The organism is Psychrobacter sp. SHUES1 (assembly GCF_001652315.1).
Lineage (GTDB): Bacteria > Pseudomonadota > Gammaproteobacteria > Pseudomonadales > Moraxellaceae > Psychrobacter > Psychrobacter faecalis.
Map to the genome: position 1 here is coordinate 1 of NZ_LXWA01000035.1, position 16,814 is coordinate 16,814.

A 16,814-nucleotide genomic window follows, 5' to 3' on the forward strand; every position below is an offset into this window, starting at 1 on the left:
GCAGTAAAGGTCGCCCGTTGAAGCAGAAAACTTGCGACGGTCGTGAGAAAGTCGCCTAAGAGCTTTTGCTTTTAGAATCCCCCGCTTGAGCTTGTCGAAAGTGGCGGGAGTATGTCAACTTATCAAACCATGCTTTATTGTCTTTAGGGCTCATAGAATCAAAGCTAACATAAATACCTTCATCGTCTAAGGTTGCATACCAATGGTCGGCATTATTGCCGGTCAATATCTGGAAATACTTATTATTTACAATCCTACCGACCGTATAGATTTCACCTTCTTTATAAAACTCGTTACCTTGGATGCATATTAATTTGTCATCAGTGTTTATCATATCGTCCCATTTTATCTATGGCTAAATACAGCTAGGATAGCAATAGCACTGAGATTAATGAAGATGACTTTATAAGCAGTATTTTATTATTAGGTATAGGTTATGCAGGTGTTTTATTACCAGTTATTGCTACACAATACTATTGTAAGTATTAATGAGATAGCATTTAGCAAATTTTAGAAATAAAAAAGCCAGCAACATGACGTTACTGGCTTTCTTAGACGGGTAGTAAGTTTACACTACCACCAAAAATTACTCTTCTGAGTAATCTTCGTTGTCGTCTTCAACTTCTTCAGCGGCATCTTCGTTGTCGCCATCTTCAGAAAGAATGGTTACTAAGATGCTAGCAGTTACGTCATGGTGTAGTTGAATATCAACATTGTATTCGCCCACTTGACGTAGTGTACCTTCAGGTAGCTTGATTTCAGCACGGTCAACTTCTAGACCTGAGTTAGTCAATGCTTCAGCGATATCGCGAGTACCGATAGAGCCAAATAGCTTGCCTTCGTCACCTGATTTAGCGCGCATGATAACATTAACGTCCGTTAACGCGTCAGCACGTTCTTGAGCAACCGCTACTTCTTTTGCTTCTTCAGCTTCAAGCTCAGCACGGCGTGCTTCGAACTTTTCAATGTTTGCTTTAGTTGCAGGTAGTGCTTTGCCCTGAGGGATAAGAAAGTTACGTCCGTAACCTGGTTTCACATCGACAGTTTCACCGAGTTTACCAAGGTTGACGATACGCTGTAACAAAATAATTTGCATGAGTCATTCCTAGTTAACGGTTAAATTACTGATGGTTGTCAGTATACGGAAGTAGCGCAAGATAGCGAGCTTGCTTGATAGCAGTGGCTAGCTGACGCTGATATTTAGTAGATGTACCGGTGATGCGGCTTGGTACGATTTTACCATTGTCACTGATGTACTGTTTTAGCAATTCAACATCTTTATAATCGATGTGAGTGATGCCTTCAGCAGTGAAACGGCAGAATTTGCGACGGCGATAGAAACGTGCCATGAGTATTCTCCTTTAATTAGTCTTCACTGTTGTCGTTGTCGTCGTTTTCACGATTGTCTGGACGACGAGTCGTTGCTTTGCGTGCGCGTTTTTCATCGGCATTCTTGGCTAACTGCGACTCTTCAGTGACAGCTTCGTCACGGCGCATAACTAGACTACGAATGATCGCGTCGTTATAACGGAATAATTCTTCAAGTTCAGCCAAAGTCTCACCGTCAGTTTCAACGTTGAAAAGAACGTAGTGAGCTTTGTGAATTTTGTTAATTGGGTAAGCCAATTGACGACGACCCCAATCTTCTAGACGATGGATCGTACCGCCGTTGTCTTGAACCAACTTGATATAGCGTTCAACCATGCCGACCACTTGGTCGCTTTGGTCTGGGTGTACAAGTAACACCAGTTCGTAATGTCGCATTATGACTCCTTACGGATTAGTAGCTATTAACCCTATGTTAATAGCAAGGAGATTTATAAGGTAAGCCCAAATCTTATCGAATTTTGCAAAAACAATAGGGGATAAGCTTAGTTTATAAAGCGCCGTATTATAACAGTACTCAGCCTTTAACACAAAGGTTAATGACTGAGCGTCTGTCAATAAATAATAAAAGACGTAAATATAAATTCTTCAATAAAAAAGCAGCGTATAAACGCCACTTTTTCATATAACCTTATGATATTTATAACAATCGTTTTTATCATAAACTTATAAACCCATTATTTTGCCTTGGGTTGTTTGACCAATTGGCTATTATCGGCTTTCACTACTAAGGTTTTAGCCAGTTTATCATGCCAACCGATGTTTTCAGGACTTTTTGAGGCCATATAATAATGAACAATAATAACCACAAAACCTAAAAAGCTAGTAAATGAGAATAATAAGTTATAAATAATAAACAGTAGTAGCGTACGCATGCCAATAAGCTTGCTAAAAGAAGGCAAGCGGTGGGTGCTTTGGTCAACGACGCGAATACCGGTAATCAGCTTACCAAGTGATTGTCCACGCAAGGTAATAAATACCAGCTGCAGCGCAAACAAACCAAACACCATCACTTGTGACATCATCAAAGTGCTGCTAGGAATACTTTCCATCAAGGTCATGGAATACTGATACGCGGCATCCATATCTTGGATGTTTTGAAATTTGGTATAGTCCACATCCATTTTGGTCAATGCCATGACCAGCGGTAAAATCGCTAATATATACAGTAAGCCATTTAGCGCAGTCGCTAACACCCGCGACATAATCGGCGCAAGGACAACATTACCGACGACTTTATCTTTAGGCGAGGCGGCTTTGACTGCAGCAGACTTATTTAATGACACGTTTTTATTGGGTGTATATTGACGATTGGTGGTCATGTCCAGCTTGGTATTTTTAGCGTTCTCTGCTGGGCGTTCAGGCTTACCATACAATCTGTCTAGCGATACCGCTTTGTCATCTTTAGAGGTGCTACTAGCAGAATCTTCTGGGAAGATAGTGACGTTATTGATAATAGAGTCATTATCATCTGCCGACACTATAGGAGCAGGACGATAATAAGTCTGATTATTGGTTAAATTACCAACACGCTGCCACTGATCTAGGCCTTCATGCCACATCAAATCATCTAATACCACTTCACCTGAGGCGAGCATAATATTGAGCTGATCCAACGTGTATGGACCCGCTTGTACGTTATTTCGAGCAAGGAAAATCTGCATAATTGCCTACATAGTTAGTCATATCTTAAGTCACTTTTTCAAGCCACTTTCGCTAATACATTATATTAGGGTCTATTTGAAAAAATCAAATAGACCCTAATGTTAGTATATTAAATGACTCTGTCAATTAACGCTGTGACGTATCGTTACGTCTTATTTCGTTTCTTCGCCAGCTAAGAAGAACCAAGTATCTAACACTGAGTCAGGGTTTAGTGACACTGAGTTGATGCCTTGTTCCATGAGCCAAAAAGCAAGATCTGGATGATCTGATGGACCTTGACCGCAAATACCAATGTATTTGCCTGCTTTGTTACAAGCTTCAATCGCCATAGATAATAGCTTCTTAACCGCAGGATCACGCTCATCAAATAGATGTGAGACGATACCTGAGTCACGGTCAAGACCTAGCGTTAACTGAGTCAAGTCGTTTGAACCGATTGAGAAACCATCGAAGTGCTCTAGGAAATCTTCTGCTAATAGCGCGTTGGTTGGTAGCTCACACATCATGATGACGCGCAGACCATTTTCGCCACGTTTTAGACCGTTTTTCGCGAGTAGCTCGATGACCTCTTTTGCTTCGCCAACGGTACGAACGAATGGAATCATAATCTCAACGTTGGTCAAGCCCATCTCATCACGGACGCGTTTTAGTGCTTTACACTCAAGCTCGAAGCAGTCACGGAAGTTGTCAGACACATAGCGACTGGCACCGCGGAAACCTAGCATTGGGTTTTCTTCTGATGGCTCGTATAATTTACCGCCGAGCAAGTTGGCATATTCGTTTGATTTAAAATCAGACATACGCACGATAACTGGCTGATCCATAAAGGCAACGGCTAGGGTTGAGATACCTTCGACCAATTTATCCACATAGAAATCGACTGGTGAGGCATAACCGGCGATACGCTCATTGATCGCTTGGGCGATTTCACGTGGCAAGCTGTTCATATTTAGTAGCGCTTTTGGATGCACACCAATCATACGGTTGATGATGAACTCTAAACGCGCAAGACCGATACCTTCGTTTGGCATTTGGGTAAATGAGAAGGCACGATCTGGGTTACCCACGTTCATCATGACTTTGAATGCAAGCTCTGGCATAGATTCAACAGAGTTGGTCTGTACTTCAAAATCAATCTGACCTTCATAGATAAAGCCAGTATCACCTTCAGCACAAGAAACCGTCACGTCTTGACCATCAACCAATAATTCAGTGGCATTACCACAGCCAACGATAGCTGGAACGCCAAGCTCACGAGCAATAATAGCCGCGTGACAAGTACGACCACCACGGTTGGTGATAATCGCAGAAGCACGCTTCATGACGGGCTCCCAATCCGGATCGGTCATGTCTGATACTAAGACGTCGCCGTCTTCTACTTTATCCATCTCGTTTAAATTGCTAACGATACGTACTTTACCAGCGCCGATGCGTTGACCGATTGAACGACCTTCACATAGGATTTTAGCATCGCCAGTATTGATGATATAACGCTCCATGACATTGCTGTCTTGGCGGCTCTTAACGGTTTCTGGACGTGCTTGGACGATAAAGATTTCACCGCTGTCGCCGTCTTTTGCCCACTCGATATCCATCGCTTGACCATAATGCTTTTCAATAGTCATGGCTTGTTTGGCAAGTGAGTTTAGCTCTTCAGTGGTTAAAGAGAACTGCATGCGGTCTTGTTTTTCGACATCGACGGTTTTGACAGACTTAGTGGTGCTACCTTCATCACCATAAATCATTTTCTTATGTTTGCTGCCTAGATTACGGCGAATGACCGCAGGCTTGCCATTTTCAAGCAATTTTTTGGAGATGTAGAATTCGTCAGGGTTGACTGCACCTTGCACAACCATTTCACCTAGTCCGTAGCTTGAGGTGATAAAGACCACTTGATCAAAGCCACTTTCCGTATCTAGGGTGAACATCACACCAGCAGCGCCAGTTTCTGAACGTACCATGCGCTGTACAGCAGCAGATAGGGCAACGCCTTCGTGCTCAAAACCTTTATGCACACGATAAGAAATCGCGCGATCATTATATAAAGAGGCGAATACTTCTTTAATAGCAATCAGGACGTTATCAATGCCGCGAATGTTCAAGAAAGTTTCTTGCTGACCGGCAAATGACGCATCTGGCAAATCTTCAGCCGTGGCAGAAGAACGTACCGCAACCGCGATGTCTTCGCCGCCACTCATGGTTTCAAACGACTGGCGCACTTCTTGCTCAAGGTCGCTTGGCAGCTCTTGCTCAATAATCCAAGTACGGATTTTTTTACCAGTCTCAGCAAGCTTATTAACATCATTCACATCAAGCGTTTTAAGCTCGTTGTTGATTTTGTCGAGTAAGCCTGTTTCTGTCAAAAAGCGATTGAACGCATTTGAAGTGGTCGCAAAGCCACCTGGAACGCTGACACCCAAATCAGATAAATGGCTGATCATCTCGCCAAGCGAGGCATTCTTGCCGCCAACCATCTCAATGTCATCTTTTCCTAGCTGATCAAGATTGATTACAAGTGCTGTAGATTGCGCTGCCATGATAACTCCAGAAAATAAGGTTATTTAGTAAAGATTATAATGGTCGATTATACCCCTATATTTGGATAATTTCGATACCTAGAACCAAATAAATCGTCAAAAATATACAAATTGTGGCGTTTGCTACATATTTGCGCGGTCAAAAATCAATATTTGTTTGTTAGAATATAACAAAGAGTAAAATATAACTGGTTTCTAGAGAAAAAATTTGCTGATAAGAAACCTTCCTTTATAGCAATACTATAGATGCATAAATACTCTTAATAGATATCCTTATTACATCGTACTTACTAAGTGTACGCCTGTAACATTGATTTCTATTAGACAGCTATTGTGCGTATAATATAGGGCACAAGAAACTAACCGCTACAGACTTTCTGCGCTAAATAAAAGCGCCTATTGAGGTCTTAACCAAGGTGTTCACGTTATGTTTGTAAATAATCCGCCCGAAGCCGCCAAGCCGACCATTCAAAACAAACAAGCGTTGCAAGTAGATAACGACCAAAATATCAGAACGGCGTTTTTTATCTCTGATGGGACGGCGATTACCGCAGAAACCCTTGGACGCGCCATTTTAAGTCAATTTGCCTCTGTGCCTTTTGAAACTCGGGTGTTGCCTTATGTTGATAGCTTAGAGCGCGCCGAAGAGGCGGTCGAACAAATCAATATGGCCTATCAGCGCGACGGTTTGCTGCCCTTGGTGTTCGATACGATTGTTAGCCCTGAAATTCGTGAAAAAATCAACTCAGCGCATAGCTGTAATTTGGATATGTATGAAGGGTTAATCGGACGAGTCGCAGAAGAGACGGGCGTCGAGCCGGACGCGCATTCGGGTCATGCCCACGATAATGTCGATTCTGAAACTTATAAAGAACGTATCGATGCCGTGCATTTTGCCCTAGATAACGATGATGGTGCACGTACTCGTCATTATCATGCAGCAGATATCATTCTTATCGGTGTTTCGCGCTCTGGCAAAACCCCAACCTCACTGTATTTGGCGCTACAATTTGGTATTCGAGCGGCAAACTATCCGTTAACCGAAGAAGATTTAAACGACAATCAATTGCCAAAAGCCTTACGTGAGCATAAGCACAAGTTATTTGGCTTGTTAATCGATACCGATCGCTTAGTAAAAATCCGCCAAGAACGCCGCGCGGGCAGCCGTTATTCTAGCTATCAGCAATGTCAGCAAGAACAGCGCGCCATACAGGGCATTTATATCTCGCAAGGGATTCCGAGTCTTGATGTCTCTGAGATGTCTGTTGAAGAGATTGCCACACGTATCTTGCAGATGACGGGACTTAAACGCCGTATCGGCTAAAGTAATTAAGCATTACAGAATAATAGATAACGGCTGGAGCGCTGATTATATTAGGTGCTTGCTATATTATCACTGACATTATAGCGGTGTAGCCGTTATTGCAAAATATCCTATCAGCACGTATGGTAGGCACGCTTTAGCGCTATGGGTCTAACTTGATCGTTACTTGTAGACATTCATAGCCTAAAAAATACACAGATTTATAAATTAATAAAAGAGGATACGATGGGAAGCAAACCGATAAGCGACGCGACCAATGACACGGGTAAAGACATTCATACCGAGGTGTCTAATAAAGAAAGCGGCCGCGCGCCGAACCCTGAGCATACTGAAGGCAAAACTAAAAAAGCAAAAATTGAGCAAACCCATGAGCAAGTCACTGAAGATATCATGCATCACCCTGACTTGGTCAATCCGCTTGATGATATCCGCATCGATATTAAAACTCCTTTTACTAAAGACTCGCAGCGCATCAAAGGCGATAAGCATAAGTATGAATATGACGCCGTTGTCCTAGGCGCAGGGCCTGCTGGTGAAGCGGCGGCGATGAAGCTGACCAAGGCCGGCAAAAAAGTTGCGGTGATTGATCCGCGTGAACAGGTCGGCGGCAACTCTACTCATGTGGGCACGATTCCAAGTAAAGCCTTGCGTCAATCGGTTTTTAACTTGATTAACTTTCGCCGCGATCCTATGTTTACCAAGGCGATGGAGTATCAGCAAGTACCTCTAAACCGCGTGCTCGCTAATGCGCGCCGCGTCATCCGTAATCAAGTAAGCACCCACACCCGTTTTTATGAGCGCAACCGTATTGATGTGATTCATGGTTGGGCAAGCTTTGTTGATGCGCATACTTTAAGTGTCGAAAAAGACGACGGCGTCTTTGAAACCGTGACCTTTAATAAAGCCATTATTACCGTTGGTAGTCGTCCTTATCGTCCTGATATTTTAGACTTTGACCATCCGCGCGTGTTTGACTCTGATAAAATCTTGCAAATGGATTATGTGGTCAAAAAAATCATCATTTATGGTGCAGGCGTTATCGGTTGTGAGTATGCCTCTATCTTTACTGGTCTTGGCTATAAAGTTGACTTAATTAATAACCAAAATCAATTGCTCAATTATCTAGACAGTGAGATTAGTGATGCCATCGCCCATGACTTTAGACAGTTTGGCGTCTTAATCCGTAGCAATGAAGAAATTGACCACCTTGAAACTCACGATGATTACGTGGTCTTGCATTTAAAAAGTGGCAAGCGTATCAAATCAGATGCCATTCTTTGGTCAAACGGGCGTTCGGGTAACACCGAAGGCTTAAACTTAGAAGCTATTGGGCTGGAAGCCAATAGCCGTGGTCAGTTAAAAGTAGATGATACCTATTGTACCGGCGTCGAAAATATCTATGCTGCTGGTGACGTCATTGGCTGGCCCTCATTGGCATCAGCGGCCTACGACCAAGGGCGCTGTGCGGCGGCGTTTATGGTTGGCGATAGCGATGCCGAGCCAGTATCAAGCGTGCCAACCGGTATCTATACCATCCCTGAGATTTCTTGTATCGGTAAAACTGAGCAAGAGCTGACCGATGAAAAAGTCCCTTATGAAGTCGGGCAGGCGTTCTTTAAACATCTGGCACGGGCGCAAATCATTGGTGAGCGTTCGGGCGTGTTAAAGATTTTGTTCCACCGTGAGACGCTTGAGATTTTAGGTATTCATTGCTATGGCAATCATGCCTCAGAGATTATTCACATTGGTCAGGCGGTCATGAAATGCAACAATACCCTTGAGTATTTTGTGAACACAACCTTTAACTATCCAACGATGGCAGAAGCCTATCGCGTCGCCGCTCTCAATGGTTTAAATCGCGTTTTTTAAACCAAACATCATCAAGTCAGATAAATAAAAAAGCGCCTGCTTCTTGAGTAGGCGCTTTTTTTTGAGGTATTTTTTATAGCATAAATGCCAATACTATCCATATATTTTTATGCTAAACAGCAGTTTTGCTTTGGCTCGTACGCCAGCGGAAAAGTAGCAGTAATAAAAAGTAAAATGCCCACAATCCTGCCAATGCATAAAAGCCAGTTGCGACTTGCGCCACACTCGCGCCCATTTGATTAAGCTGAACAGAGGTATTAATACCAGGCGTCGTCGGTATGACCCAGCGGATGACTTGTAAAAACTCTGGTAATTGATTGGCAGGCCATGGATATCCGCTGACAAAAAACATCGGTAGCGAGCTAAAAATCAAGATTTGCATACTGCGCTCACGCTGACGGAACCAGAGCCCAAACACACAACCAAGCGTGGCGACAGTTGGGCAAAATAGCAACAAAAATAACAAGCTGCCAAGCATGTTTTGACCACGTGGATAATGGTGCAGCTCAAAGGTCCAGCCATAATAAAAGCAGCCGATGATAAAGCTGAACATACTGAGCGCTGCAATACGGCCAAGCCAGCCGCGAATACTGGCGGCATGACGACGCTGCTCATACCAGGTGCCAATTAACATCGCTGTCGACATCAATAGGGTTTGTTGCAGAATAAGAATAGCGACCGCTGGCACCACATAAGCGCCGTAGCCTTCGGTTTGATTATATAAAGGGATGATTCTTAACGGTACCGCTTGGGTATTTGCCGCTGCGGTTGCAGAATACGCCCCTTGCGCCACGCTTTTTTTAATCTCAACGCCCGCTGAAACCGTACTAACCGCCTGCAAAAAACCCATTTGAACGTTTTTATTTAATAGAAAATAACCCCCATTGCCTAATACGCTGACGCTCGCTGCTTTGCCAGATAAGACTTGCTGCTCAAGTCCGCTTGGGATAATCATATATCCAGCGATGTCATCGGACCATATCGCTTCTTGAGCGTCTTGCTCATTTAAAAAACGCTTGGTATCGAGCTGCGGGCTAGCACTGGCATAACGAACGATGGTTTGAGACAGATTGGTATTGTCTTGATCGACAATACCAACGGGCACATGGTTGACCACTTCGGTTGAATACGGCCAAGGATAAAAGAAGCCATAAATAATCGGCGCAATCATGAGCAGTAGTAGCACGCCTTTATCAGAAAAGACGTCTTGGATAGTTTGCAAAAAACTGCCGAAAAAGCTTTGCGCTGGCGAATGACTTTTTGCCTCTAACATAGCACTAGAAGGCTGATTTTTTGTTGCTATGAGGTTTTCTTGAGATAAAGGTTCTTTTGGTGTCATAACCATTATCGGGCCCCCCAGCGTTCAGGATGTGCGAGCGCGCGCTTGCTCAATAAGGCGGCTAAAAACATAGTAACAATCGTCGCAAGCGTCAGTCCATAGACGATGGGTAATGAGATGGCAACCGGCGCTTGCATTTGTAATTGCGCTATATGCAGCTTAAGGTAATGGGTCAGTGGTAAGGCATCCGACCAATGCTGAGCGTTTTTACTGATGGCGATATAGGGAAATGTTACCCCAGCAAAGGCATAAGAAGGCGCTGAGATAAATCCGGTTGACGATAAACCCATGCGTAACGAAAACGAGGTTAAGGTAAATATCGCACCCAGCCAAAATGACAACATCATTAGCAATACAAGGCCAATATAAGTCGCAATAATGGAGCTGATAGCAACCGCTTGCTGCGGCGCGGCGAGCCATAACGCCAAAACTGACCATAAGCTATAAGCCAGCATGGGCCAAAAGTACTTACCCAATAAACCAAAGAGCAAAACTGATACACTAGCTTTTCTTGGCTTAGGATCTTCAATGAATGTTTGATTATCTTCAGTTAAGACTGAAACGGCCGTGGTCTGACGGTCTTTATTTTGGCTACCTTGAGTCTCATTGTCTTTAATAGTGGTTAAATCAGGCTGACCACCATTAATAAAGTCATACCAAATACCGATTTTCTTATCGCGCAATTCACGCCCAATGGTCGTCGCGCCAATGACCATGGCTAAAATATGCAGCAGTGCTGGGATAACGGTTGATGCTAAAAACTGTTGATAGTCGGTTGCTGCATTAAACAAACTGATGCGTTGAATACCAATGGGCGAGTAAGCAATCGCTGCTTGCGAGGGTGCCATGCCTTTTTTGACCAAACGCTGTATCTCAACGCCTGCTGATAGCGTCCCAATCACCGATTGGACACTGGTTTGGATAATGCCAGAATGAGTACCGTATTGGGCATTTACTTGCAATACAATCGGCGCCGGTTTACTCGATGAGATATTGCGCGAGAAATCCTCTGGAATAATAACCACCGCATAGATATCACGTTGCAGGAGCGCTGCTTCTACTGCTGCTGGCGAGTGATAAAGCTGTCTGACCGTCAGGTTTGGGTTGGCTTCCAAATAACGCACCGCAGTATTGGCAACAGGACCACGATCGTTATCCACGACGCCAATGGGTAAATCGGTGATTTGTATTTGTGAAAAAATCCACCAAATCAAGAGCACGGTCGCAAGCGGTATCCAGACCACCATGCTTAAATCCCACGGATTTTTGGCTAAAAAGCGGCGCTCGTAGCCTGCACTACGTATAAAGGCGCCGATTAATCCGCCGCGTTGCCCGTTTTGCTCAGTCAGGCGCATGGCTTACTCTTTGGTCTGATTGGCAAGGGTTGGATTGATATTGACGACCACGCTCATTCCCGATCGGATACGTCTATCAGGTGTTGATGGTCGCGCTTTAACTTCAAAGGTGCGCACATCAAAACCATCGTTGTTGTTGGTCGGACGCCAAGTAGCAAAGTCAGACAAGGTTGAGGTCGCATAAACAGTAAACTGCTTGGTATAAGGCTTTTCAGGCGAGGATAAAGCAGGAATCGTACCCATAAAACGCTGCCCAATGGCAAACTGGTTTAAGTAGGTTTCAGTGACGTTAAGTACTACCCATTGATCGTCTGTATTAACCAAAGTTAGGATAGGCACACCTTGTCCAATGACTTCGCCCGCGTTGACGATGACATTATCCACGATACCGGCAATTGGACTTTTTAGATTGGCTTCTTCTTTAGCGACCAGTGCTTCTTCTAGTTGCGCATCGACTTGGGCAACTTGGGCGGTTGCGGCAGATTTATCCTCGCTGCGAGCGCCTTCTTTTGCCAAATCATACTGCAAGCGTGCCGCTTCTGTCTTATCTTGAGTCGCTAGATATTGCGCATAAGCTTCATCGCGCTTTTGCCGTGCCATCAGACCTTCTTCATAAAGACGGTTGACGCGCTGATAAGTATTTTCTGCCAAATCAGACGCCGCTTTATTGGCTTGCCAAGCCGCTTTTGCTTGGGCAATTTCTTGTGGGCGGGCACCGTTTTCTGCTTTATCAAGCTGGCTTTGCGCCATTTGCTTGCCAGCACGCGCCTGATTGATTTTAGCGTTAATCTCAGGTGAGTCCATTTCAATAAGCTGCTGACCGACCGTTACCGCATCACCTTCTGTGACCATGATTTGAGCAATACGCCCCGGTACTTTTGCAGCAATAGACGTTTGCTGCATTTGCATTTGACCTTGTAAGGTGATGACTTCAGGCTCATTGTGTTGATTGCTTTTATACAAACCATAAGCAATTGCCCCTAATATAAGCAGCACAAGAAGTACCAAAATCGCCTTTTTAATACCGACAGATTTATCCGCGTTTGCAGGCTCGCGTTTATAAGGCGGCACCGCTTGTTCTTGGTCAATATCAGTGCTGTCGATTCTATTAGTGCTATCGACGCTATCAGTATTATCAAAGCCGGATTCAGTCGGTTTAGTACCATTAATCGCATCAGCATCAGCATCAACGGGCGTTTGCTCATGATGACTGCGGTTTGTTTCAGTAGCTTGGTCTGTAGCAGGTAGTTTGCGTGAGTCGCCTGATTCGTTATTAGATTCAGTCATGACAGTGAGATTCCTAAAGCGATAAAGTCGATAATAAGCAGAATAGTATTGGCGTTATTTAATCTTGGCAATTCATATGATTGTTGAATACGGTGTACTAAATAAGCTACTTGTCATATAGGGTTGGTAGACGAATATCAGCGGCGTTCAAGTAAGCATTAAAAGCAAGCGGCGTACCGCAGCTTTGCATCAAGGCGGCAAGCGACTGGACATAAGTATTTGCTGCCTGCGCTTGCTCGGTGCGCGCTTTGAGGTATTGTGTCTGAGCTTGTACCACATCGATGGGCGTATTCAGGCCTTCTTGTAGCCCAAGTTGACGTAAGCGCAATACCTCTGCTGCCAAATCCACATTACTTTGTAAGGCTTGATAGCGCGACTGAGCGTTATTGACATCGTGCCAGTTTTTTTCGACCAATAATAACAGGTTGTCACTGACTTCTATCTCTGACAAATCTGCTTGGCGTATTTTGGCGTTACTGGAAGCTAAAGACGCCTTTTTATCTAGCCCGCCCCAAAGCTTCCAGCTGGCTGAAATACCAGCGACCCAACTGGGGTCTTTTTCAACTTGGCTATAACCATAAAGCATGACCGTAGGTTTGTAACCCGTATCAGATAGCGCATGCAGCTGCTGCGCTTGCGCTCGTTTGGCAGCAACTTTTTGCAAACCTGGATGATTATTCAGTGCTAAGTCTTGAAAGTAATTCACATCAGGCAGAGGACGGCTTGAGACAAATAAAGGCGTGCTGGGTTTGATACGATAATCGGTACGCAATAGACGCTGCAGCGCCATCATTGCCAGACGCGCATCATTATTAGCATTGACCGATTCGCTTTTTGCATCGGCAAGCGCCGACTGGGCTTCTAAGCGATCGACACGGGAGATAAAGCCTTCTTCAAGCAGACGCTGCGCCATATGGTCAACTTGCTGCACCGTATCATAAGCATCGTCACGTAAATAAGCGGCAATAATCGCCAACTGTGCCTTAAAATAACGCTCAACTAAGGTGTTATACAGCTCGTTGGTATCTAGTATGCTATCAGCAACGGCTTCTTGGGTGCGAGCAGTGGAAGCGCCTGTCAATGCCGCTGTGCGTCCAGCGGTATAAATAGGCCATACCACGCCAAGGCCTGCGCCCGTCGTTGAACCCGAACGTTTCAAATCGTAAGTATCTGGGATACGGTCACCGACCAATTCACCAAAGTCTGGCAAATTTTCTATGTCTATCGGCGGGTTGATACCATCAATACTACTATTCACATCGTTGATAATACCGTTTTTAATTGACGATAAATCAACATCGGCGTCCAAGTTATAAGCAGTGGCGGAGGCGCGCGCAAATACTAACGGGTGGTCGATGGTTTTTAAGGCATCGGTTTCATATTCACTGGCAGCAATCGCGGCTTGATTGGCGGCGATTTTTGGTGAAACTTGCAATAAAATATTTTGCGCTTGCTCAAGACTAAGCAGACTCGATACTTCTAAAGGATAGCTATTTTCAATGCTTTTATGGGTAATAGGATCGATAAGGGTGGTTAAATGACCATTTGACTCAGCTTTAACTGGCTGTGTTTCTATCGGCGCGGCTTTATTTTTTATGATGCTTTTTTGCGCAAGGTTTTTATCAGTTTGAGTGTGAGTTATTTGAGTGCCGTTTTCTTGAACACTGTTTTTAATACCACTACTGTCTTGCAGGCTGCTTGGCGTATCCGCGTCAACAATTTGCGTCACGACAACGGGCGCTACTTCATTTTGGGGCGTGTTAATATCATCATTGGCGTTTGCGGAGTGAGACGCGGCTAAGCCCATGAGCGTAACCGTCATCACCGCAGTAGACAGAGTCGATAAAGCAAATTTCATAAGTCGCATAAGCCATTAATTAGAATGCAAAGTGTTTAAAGCGCAAAATTTCTAGCAGGTAGTCAAACAGGGCAATATTATAGACCATTAATAGAAAGCAAAAATTGGTTATTCATAACAAAGCGTACACTGTAGTGGCACAATGGTGACGGGTCAATGCTCACTATTCGCTTATTTTGCGTTGAATGGACACCAGTTTTATGTTAAGTGTCTAGCTTCAAGATAGATAATAGCATTATTTATGAATTGGTTTATAAATCAGTGATAAAACCAGATAAAAATTAGCCGATAAAAAATAACATTATATAAAATAGGATGCGAGTAATGGCAGGATATATTTTAGCGCTAGATCAAGGTACGACGTCGAGCCGCGCAATATTGTATGACGACCATGCCCGCCCGATTAAAATGGCCCAGCAGCCGACGACTTTAAAAACTCCGCAGGCAAGTTTTGTTGAGCAAGACGCGCAGCAGATCTGGCAAACGCAGATTAGCTGTGCTCATGATGTGATTAATCAAGCAGGGCTGCTAGCCACCGATGTCACCAGTATTGCAATTACCAATCAGCGTGAGTCTATCGTGATGTGGGATAAGCAAACGGGCAAACCTTTAGCGCCGGCCATTATTTGGCAAGACCGCCGTACTGCCAGCTATTGTAAAACGCTTGCTGCGAAAAGCCCAAGCGCTAAGACGGATAACAGCCATGATGATATGGCCAGTGAGATTCAACGTCTTACAGGCTTGCGTTTGGATCCATATTTTAGCGCCAGTAAAATTGCATGGTTGTTAGAAAACGATCCCAAATTAAGGGTGCGCGCTAATAAAGGCGAAATCGCGGTCGGTACTATAGACAGCTGGCTTATTTATAAATTGACCGGTGGCGAGCATGTCATTGACGTCACCAATGCTTGTCGTACCTTATTATATGATGTCCATAAACTGGTATGGTCGGAGGAGCTATGTACCTGCTTTGGGATACCGATGAACATATTGCCCAAGGTACTACCGTCTGATGGCGATTTTGGTAAAACCAAAAAAGGACTGTTCGCTAAACAAATTCCCATTCAGGCGGTATTAGGTGACCAGCAAGCGGCGCTGTTTGGGCAAGGTTGTCTCAATGCAGGCATGGCAAAAAATACCTATGGCACCGGCTGTTTTATGCTGATGAATATTGGTAAAGAGCCGAAACTGAGCGAGCATAAGTTACTGACGACCATTGCTTGGCAACGCAAATCAACGCCAACCCGCCCAGACAATCTATCCTTTGATCAAATTGTGCAGTCTGGCAGACGCTTGCTACAGCCGCCCAAAAGAGAAGTCACTTATGCCTTAGAGGGCAGTGTTTTTATGGCGGGCGCTATCGTGCAGTGGTTGCGTGACAATCTTGGCATGATTCAACAAAGCAGTGAGGTTGAGCATTTAGCGCGGCAAGTAGATAGTAGTGAGGAGGTGGTATTACTGCCAGCATTTACAGGGCTTGCGGCGCCTTATTGGCGCTCAGATATCAATGCCAGTATTACCGGTATGAGCCGTGGCACGACCAAAGCCCATATTGCCCGCGCGGCTCTCGAGGCCATTGCCTATCAAACTTACGATGTGCTGATTGCCATGCAAAAAGACAGCCCGCACCCTTTGACTGAATTAAGAGTAGATGGTGGTGCGGCGAATAACGACTTGCTCATGCAGTTTCAAGCCGACTTGTTAGGCGTACCGGTGCTACGCCCTAAAGACACAGAGATTACCGCTAAAGGTGCAGCTTTATTAGCGGGATTAAAAACCGGTCTATACGATGAGACTACGATACAAGCCTCGTGGCAGATTGATCGCATCTTTGAGCCTGAGATGTCTGCAGATAGGCGTGAACAGCATCTTGATAAGTGGCAACAAGCGATTGATAGAGCGCTAAAAGTCTTATAAATATTTAAATGAAAAATTAAGGCATTAGTGAATAGACGCTTATAAATTACTCAAAATACTCTGCTGCCCTACAAAATAGTGATAAAGATACAGGCTGTAACGCAAGGCAATCGTAATTTGGACATAGTTTACATAATCTGTGTATCGGTCATTATCCATAAGTTCCTATACTTTAGATGAATCAAGCAATACTGCTGATTTATAAGAGGTAATTTTTAGCAATTATTTTTATTGGTTAATTCTAATATTGCATAGTTTGTTAAATTTAACGCTTTAT

The 16,814-nt window shown here is 44.2% G+C and carries 13 protein-coding genes; 3 read left to right on the forward strand and 10 right to left on the reverse strand.

Features of this window, described 5'->3' with window-relative positions:
* Positions 1-55: 55 nt before the first annotated feature.
* The 6 genes from A7325_RS03870 to ppsA form a co-directional block, all read right to left on the reverse strand.
* The gene (locus A7325_RS03870) at positions 56-334 is read right to left on the reverse strand and encodes a hypothetical protein (RefSeq protein WP_068404823.1); all 279 of its coding nucleotides are present in this window, start codon (positions 332-334) and stop codon (positions 56-58) included.
* A 252-nt stretch (positions 335-586) separates the two neighbouring features.
* Positions 587-1,096: a 50S ribosomal protein L9 gene (gene rplI, locus A7325_RS03875; RefSeq protein WP_068404825.1), complete on the reverse strand. Its 510-nt coding sequence runs from the start codon at positions 1,094-1,096 to the stop codon at positions 587-589.
* 25 nt (positions 1,097-1,121) lie between these two features.
* Positions 1,122-1,349 (reverse strand): 30S ribosomal protein S18, encoded by a 228-nt coding sequence (rpsR, locus tag A7325_RS03880; protein WP_068404827.1) that lies wholly within the window; start codon positions 1,347-1,349, stop codon positions 1,122-1,124.
* A gap of 16 nt (positions 1,350-1,365) precedes the next feature.
* Positions 1,366-1,764: a 30S ribosomal protein S6 gene (gene rpsF, locus A7325_RS03885; RefSeq protein ID WP_068404828.1), complete on the reverse strand. Its 399-nt coding sequence runs from the start codon at positions 1,762-1,764 to the stop codon at positions 1,366-1,368.
* Positions 1,765-2,063: 299 nt separating this feature from the next.
* Positions 2,064-3,050 carry an RDD family protein gene (locus A7325_RS03890; RefSeq protein ID WP_227514933.1) on the reverse strand — a complete coding sequence of 329 codons (987 nt, stop codon included), beginning with the start codon at positions 3,048-3,050 and terminating at the stop codon, positions 2,064-2,066.
* A 153-nt stretch (positions 3,051-3,203) separates the two neighbouring features.
* On the reverse strand, positions 3,204-5,588 hold the full coding sequence (gene ppsA, locus A7325_RS03895; protein ID WP_068404830.1) for a phosphoenolpyruvate synthase: 2,385 nt from the start codon (positions 5,586-5,588) through the stop codon (positions 3,204-3,206).
* Between the two features lie 427 nt (positions 5,589-6,015).
* Between ppsA and A7325_RS03900 the strand changes: the two genes are divergently transcribed.
* Both A7325_RS03900 and sthA read left to right on the forward strand, forming a co-directional pair.
* On the forward strand, positions 6,016-6,912 hold the full coding sequence (locus A7325_RS03900) for a pyruvate, water dikinase regulatory protein (RefSeq protein WP_068404832.1): 897 nt from the start codon (positions 6,016-6,018) through the stop codon (positions 6,910-6,912).
* Between the two features lie 225 nt (positions 6,913-7,137).
* Positions 7,138-8,781: a Si-specific NAD(P)(+) transhydrogenase gene (gene sthA / locus A7325_RS03905; RefSeq protein WP_068404833.1), complete on the forward strand. Its 1,644-nt coding sequence runs from the start codon at positions 7,138-7,140 to the stop codon at positions 8,779-8,781.
* A 112-nt stretch (positions 8,782-8,893) separates the two neighbouring features.
* Here the strand turns inward: sthA and A7325_RS03910 are convergent, their stop codons facing one another.
* From A7325_RS03910 to A7325_RS03925, 4 genes are all read right to left on the reverse strand, one after another.
* Positions 8,894-10,054 (reverse strand): ABC transporter permease, encoded by a 1,161-nt coding sequence (locus A7325_RS03910; protein ID WP_068404878.1) that lies wholly within the window; start codon positions 10,052-10,054, stop codon positions 8,894-8,896.
* Between the two features lie 71 nt (positions 10,055-10,125).
* The gene (locus tag A7325_RS03915; protein ID WP_068404835.1) at positions 10,126-11,475 is read right to left on the reverse strand and encodes an ABC transporter permease; all 1,350 of its coding nucleotides are present in this window, start codon (positions 11,473-11,475) and stop codon (positions 10,126-10,128) included.
* 3 nt (positions 11,476-11,478) lie between these two features.
* A complete protein-coding gene (locus A7325_RS03920; RefSeq protein ID WP_068404837.1) occupies positions 11,479-12,762 on the reverse strand; it encodes an HlyD family secretion protein in 1,284 nt (427 codons plus the stop codon).
* 106 nt (positions 12,763-12,868) lie between these two features.
* Complete coding sequence (locus tag A7325_RS03925; RefSeq protein ID WP_068404839.1) at positions 12,869-14,620, reverse strand: TolC family protein; 1,752 nt, start codon at positions 14,618-14,620, stop codon at positions 12,869-12,871.
* A 324-nt stretch (positions 14,621-14,944) separates the two neighbouring features.
* Between A7325_RS03925 and glpK the strand changes: the two genes are divergently transcribed.
* Positions 14,945-16,537, forward strand: coding sequence for a glycerol kinase GlpK (gene glpK / locus A7325_RS03930; protein ID WP_068404840.1), 1,593 nt, complete (start codon positions 14,945-14,947; stop codon positions 16,535-16,537).
* Positions 16,538-16,814 lie beyond the last annotated feature (277 nt).

Bases quoted from the DNA above. Each gene is read 5' to 3' on its own strand.
- A7325_RS03870 (WP_068404823.1), bottom strand. From the start codon at position 334: ATGATAAACACTGATGACAAATTAATATGCATCCAAGGTAACGAGTTT.
- rplI (WP_068404825.1), bottom strand. From the start codon at position 1,096: ATGCAAATTATTTTGTTACAGCGTATCGTCAACCTTGGTAAACTCGGT.
- rpsR (WP_068404827.1), bottom strand. From the start codon at position 1,349: ATGGCACGTTTCTATCGCCGTCGCAAATTCTGCCGTTTCACTGCTGAA.
- rpsF (WP_068404828.1), bottom strand. From the start codon at position 1,764: ATGCGACATTACGAACTGGTGTTACTTGTACACCCAGACCAAAGCGAC.
- A7325_RS03890 (WP_227514933.1), bottom strand. From the start codon at position 3,050: ATGCAGATTTTCCTTGCTCGAAATAACGTACAAGCGGGTCCATACACG.
- ppsA (WP_068404830.1), bottom strand. From the start codon at position 5,588: ATGGCAGCGCAATCTACAGCACTTGTAATCAATCTTGATCAGCTAGGA.
- A7325_RS03900 (WP_068404832.1), top strand. From the start codon at position 6,016: ATGTTTGTAAATAATCCGCCCGAAGCCGCCAAGCCGACCATTCAAAAC.
- sthA (WP_068404833.1), top strand. From the start codon at position 7,138: ATGGGAAGCAAACCGATAAGCGACGCGACCAATGACACGGGTAAAGAC.
- A7325_RS03910 (WP_068404878.1), bottom strand. From the start codon at position 10,054: ATGTTAGAGGCAAAAAGTCATTCGCCAGCGCAAAGCTTTTTCGGCAGT.
- A7325_RS03915 (WP_068404835.1), bottom strand. From the start codon at position 11,475: ATGCGCCTGACTGAGCAAAACGGGCAACGCGGCGGATTAATCGGCGCC.
- A7325_RS03920 (WP_068404837.1), bottom strand. From the start codon at position 12,762: ATGACTGAATCTAATAACGAATCAGGCGACTCACGCAAACTACCTGCT.
- A7325_RS03925 (WP_068404839.1), bottom strand. From the start codon at position 14,620: ATGAAATTTGCTTTATCGACTCTGTCTACTGCGGTGATGACGGTTACG.
- glpK (WP_068404840.1), top strand. From the start codon at position 14,945: ATGGCAGGATATATTTTAGCGCTAGATCAAGGTACGACGTCGAGCCGC.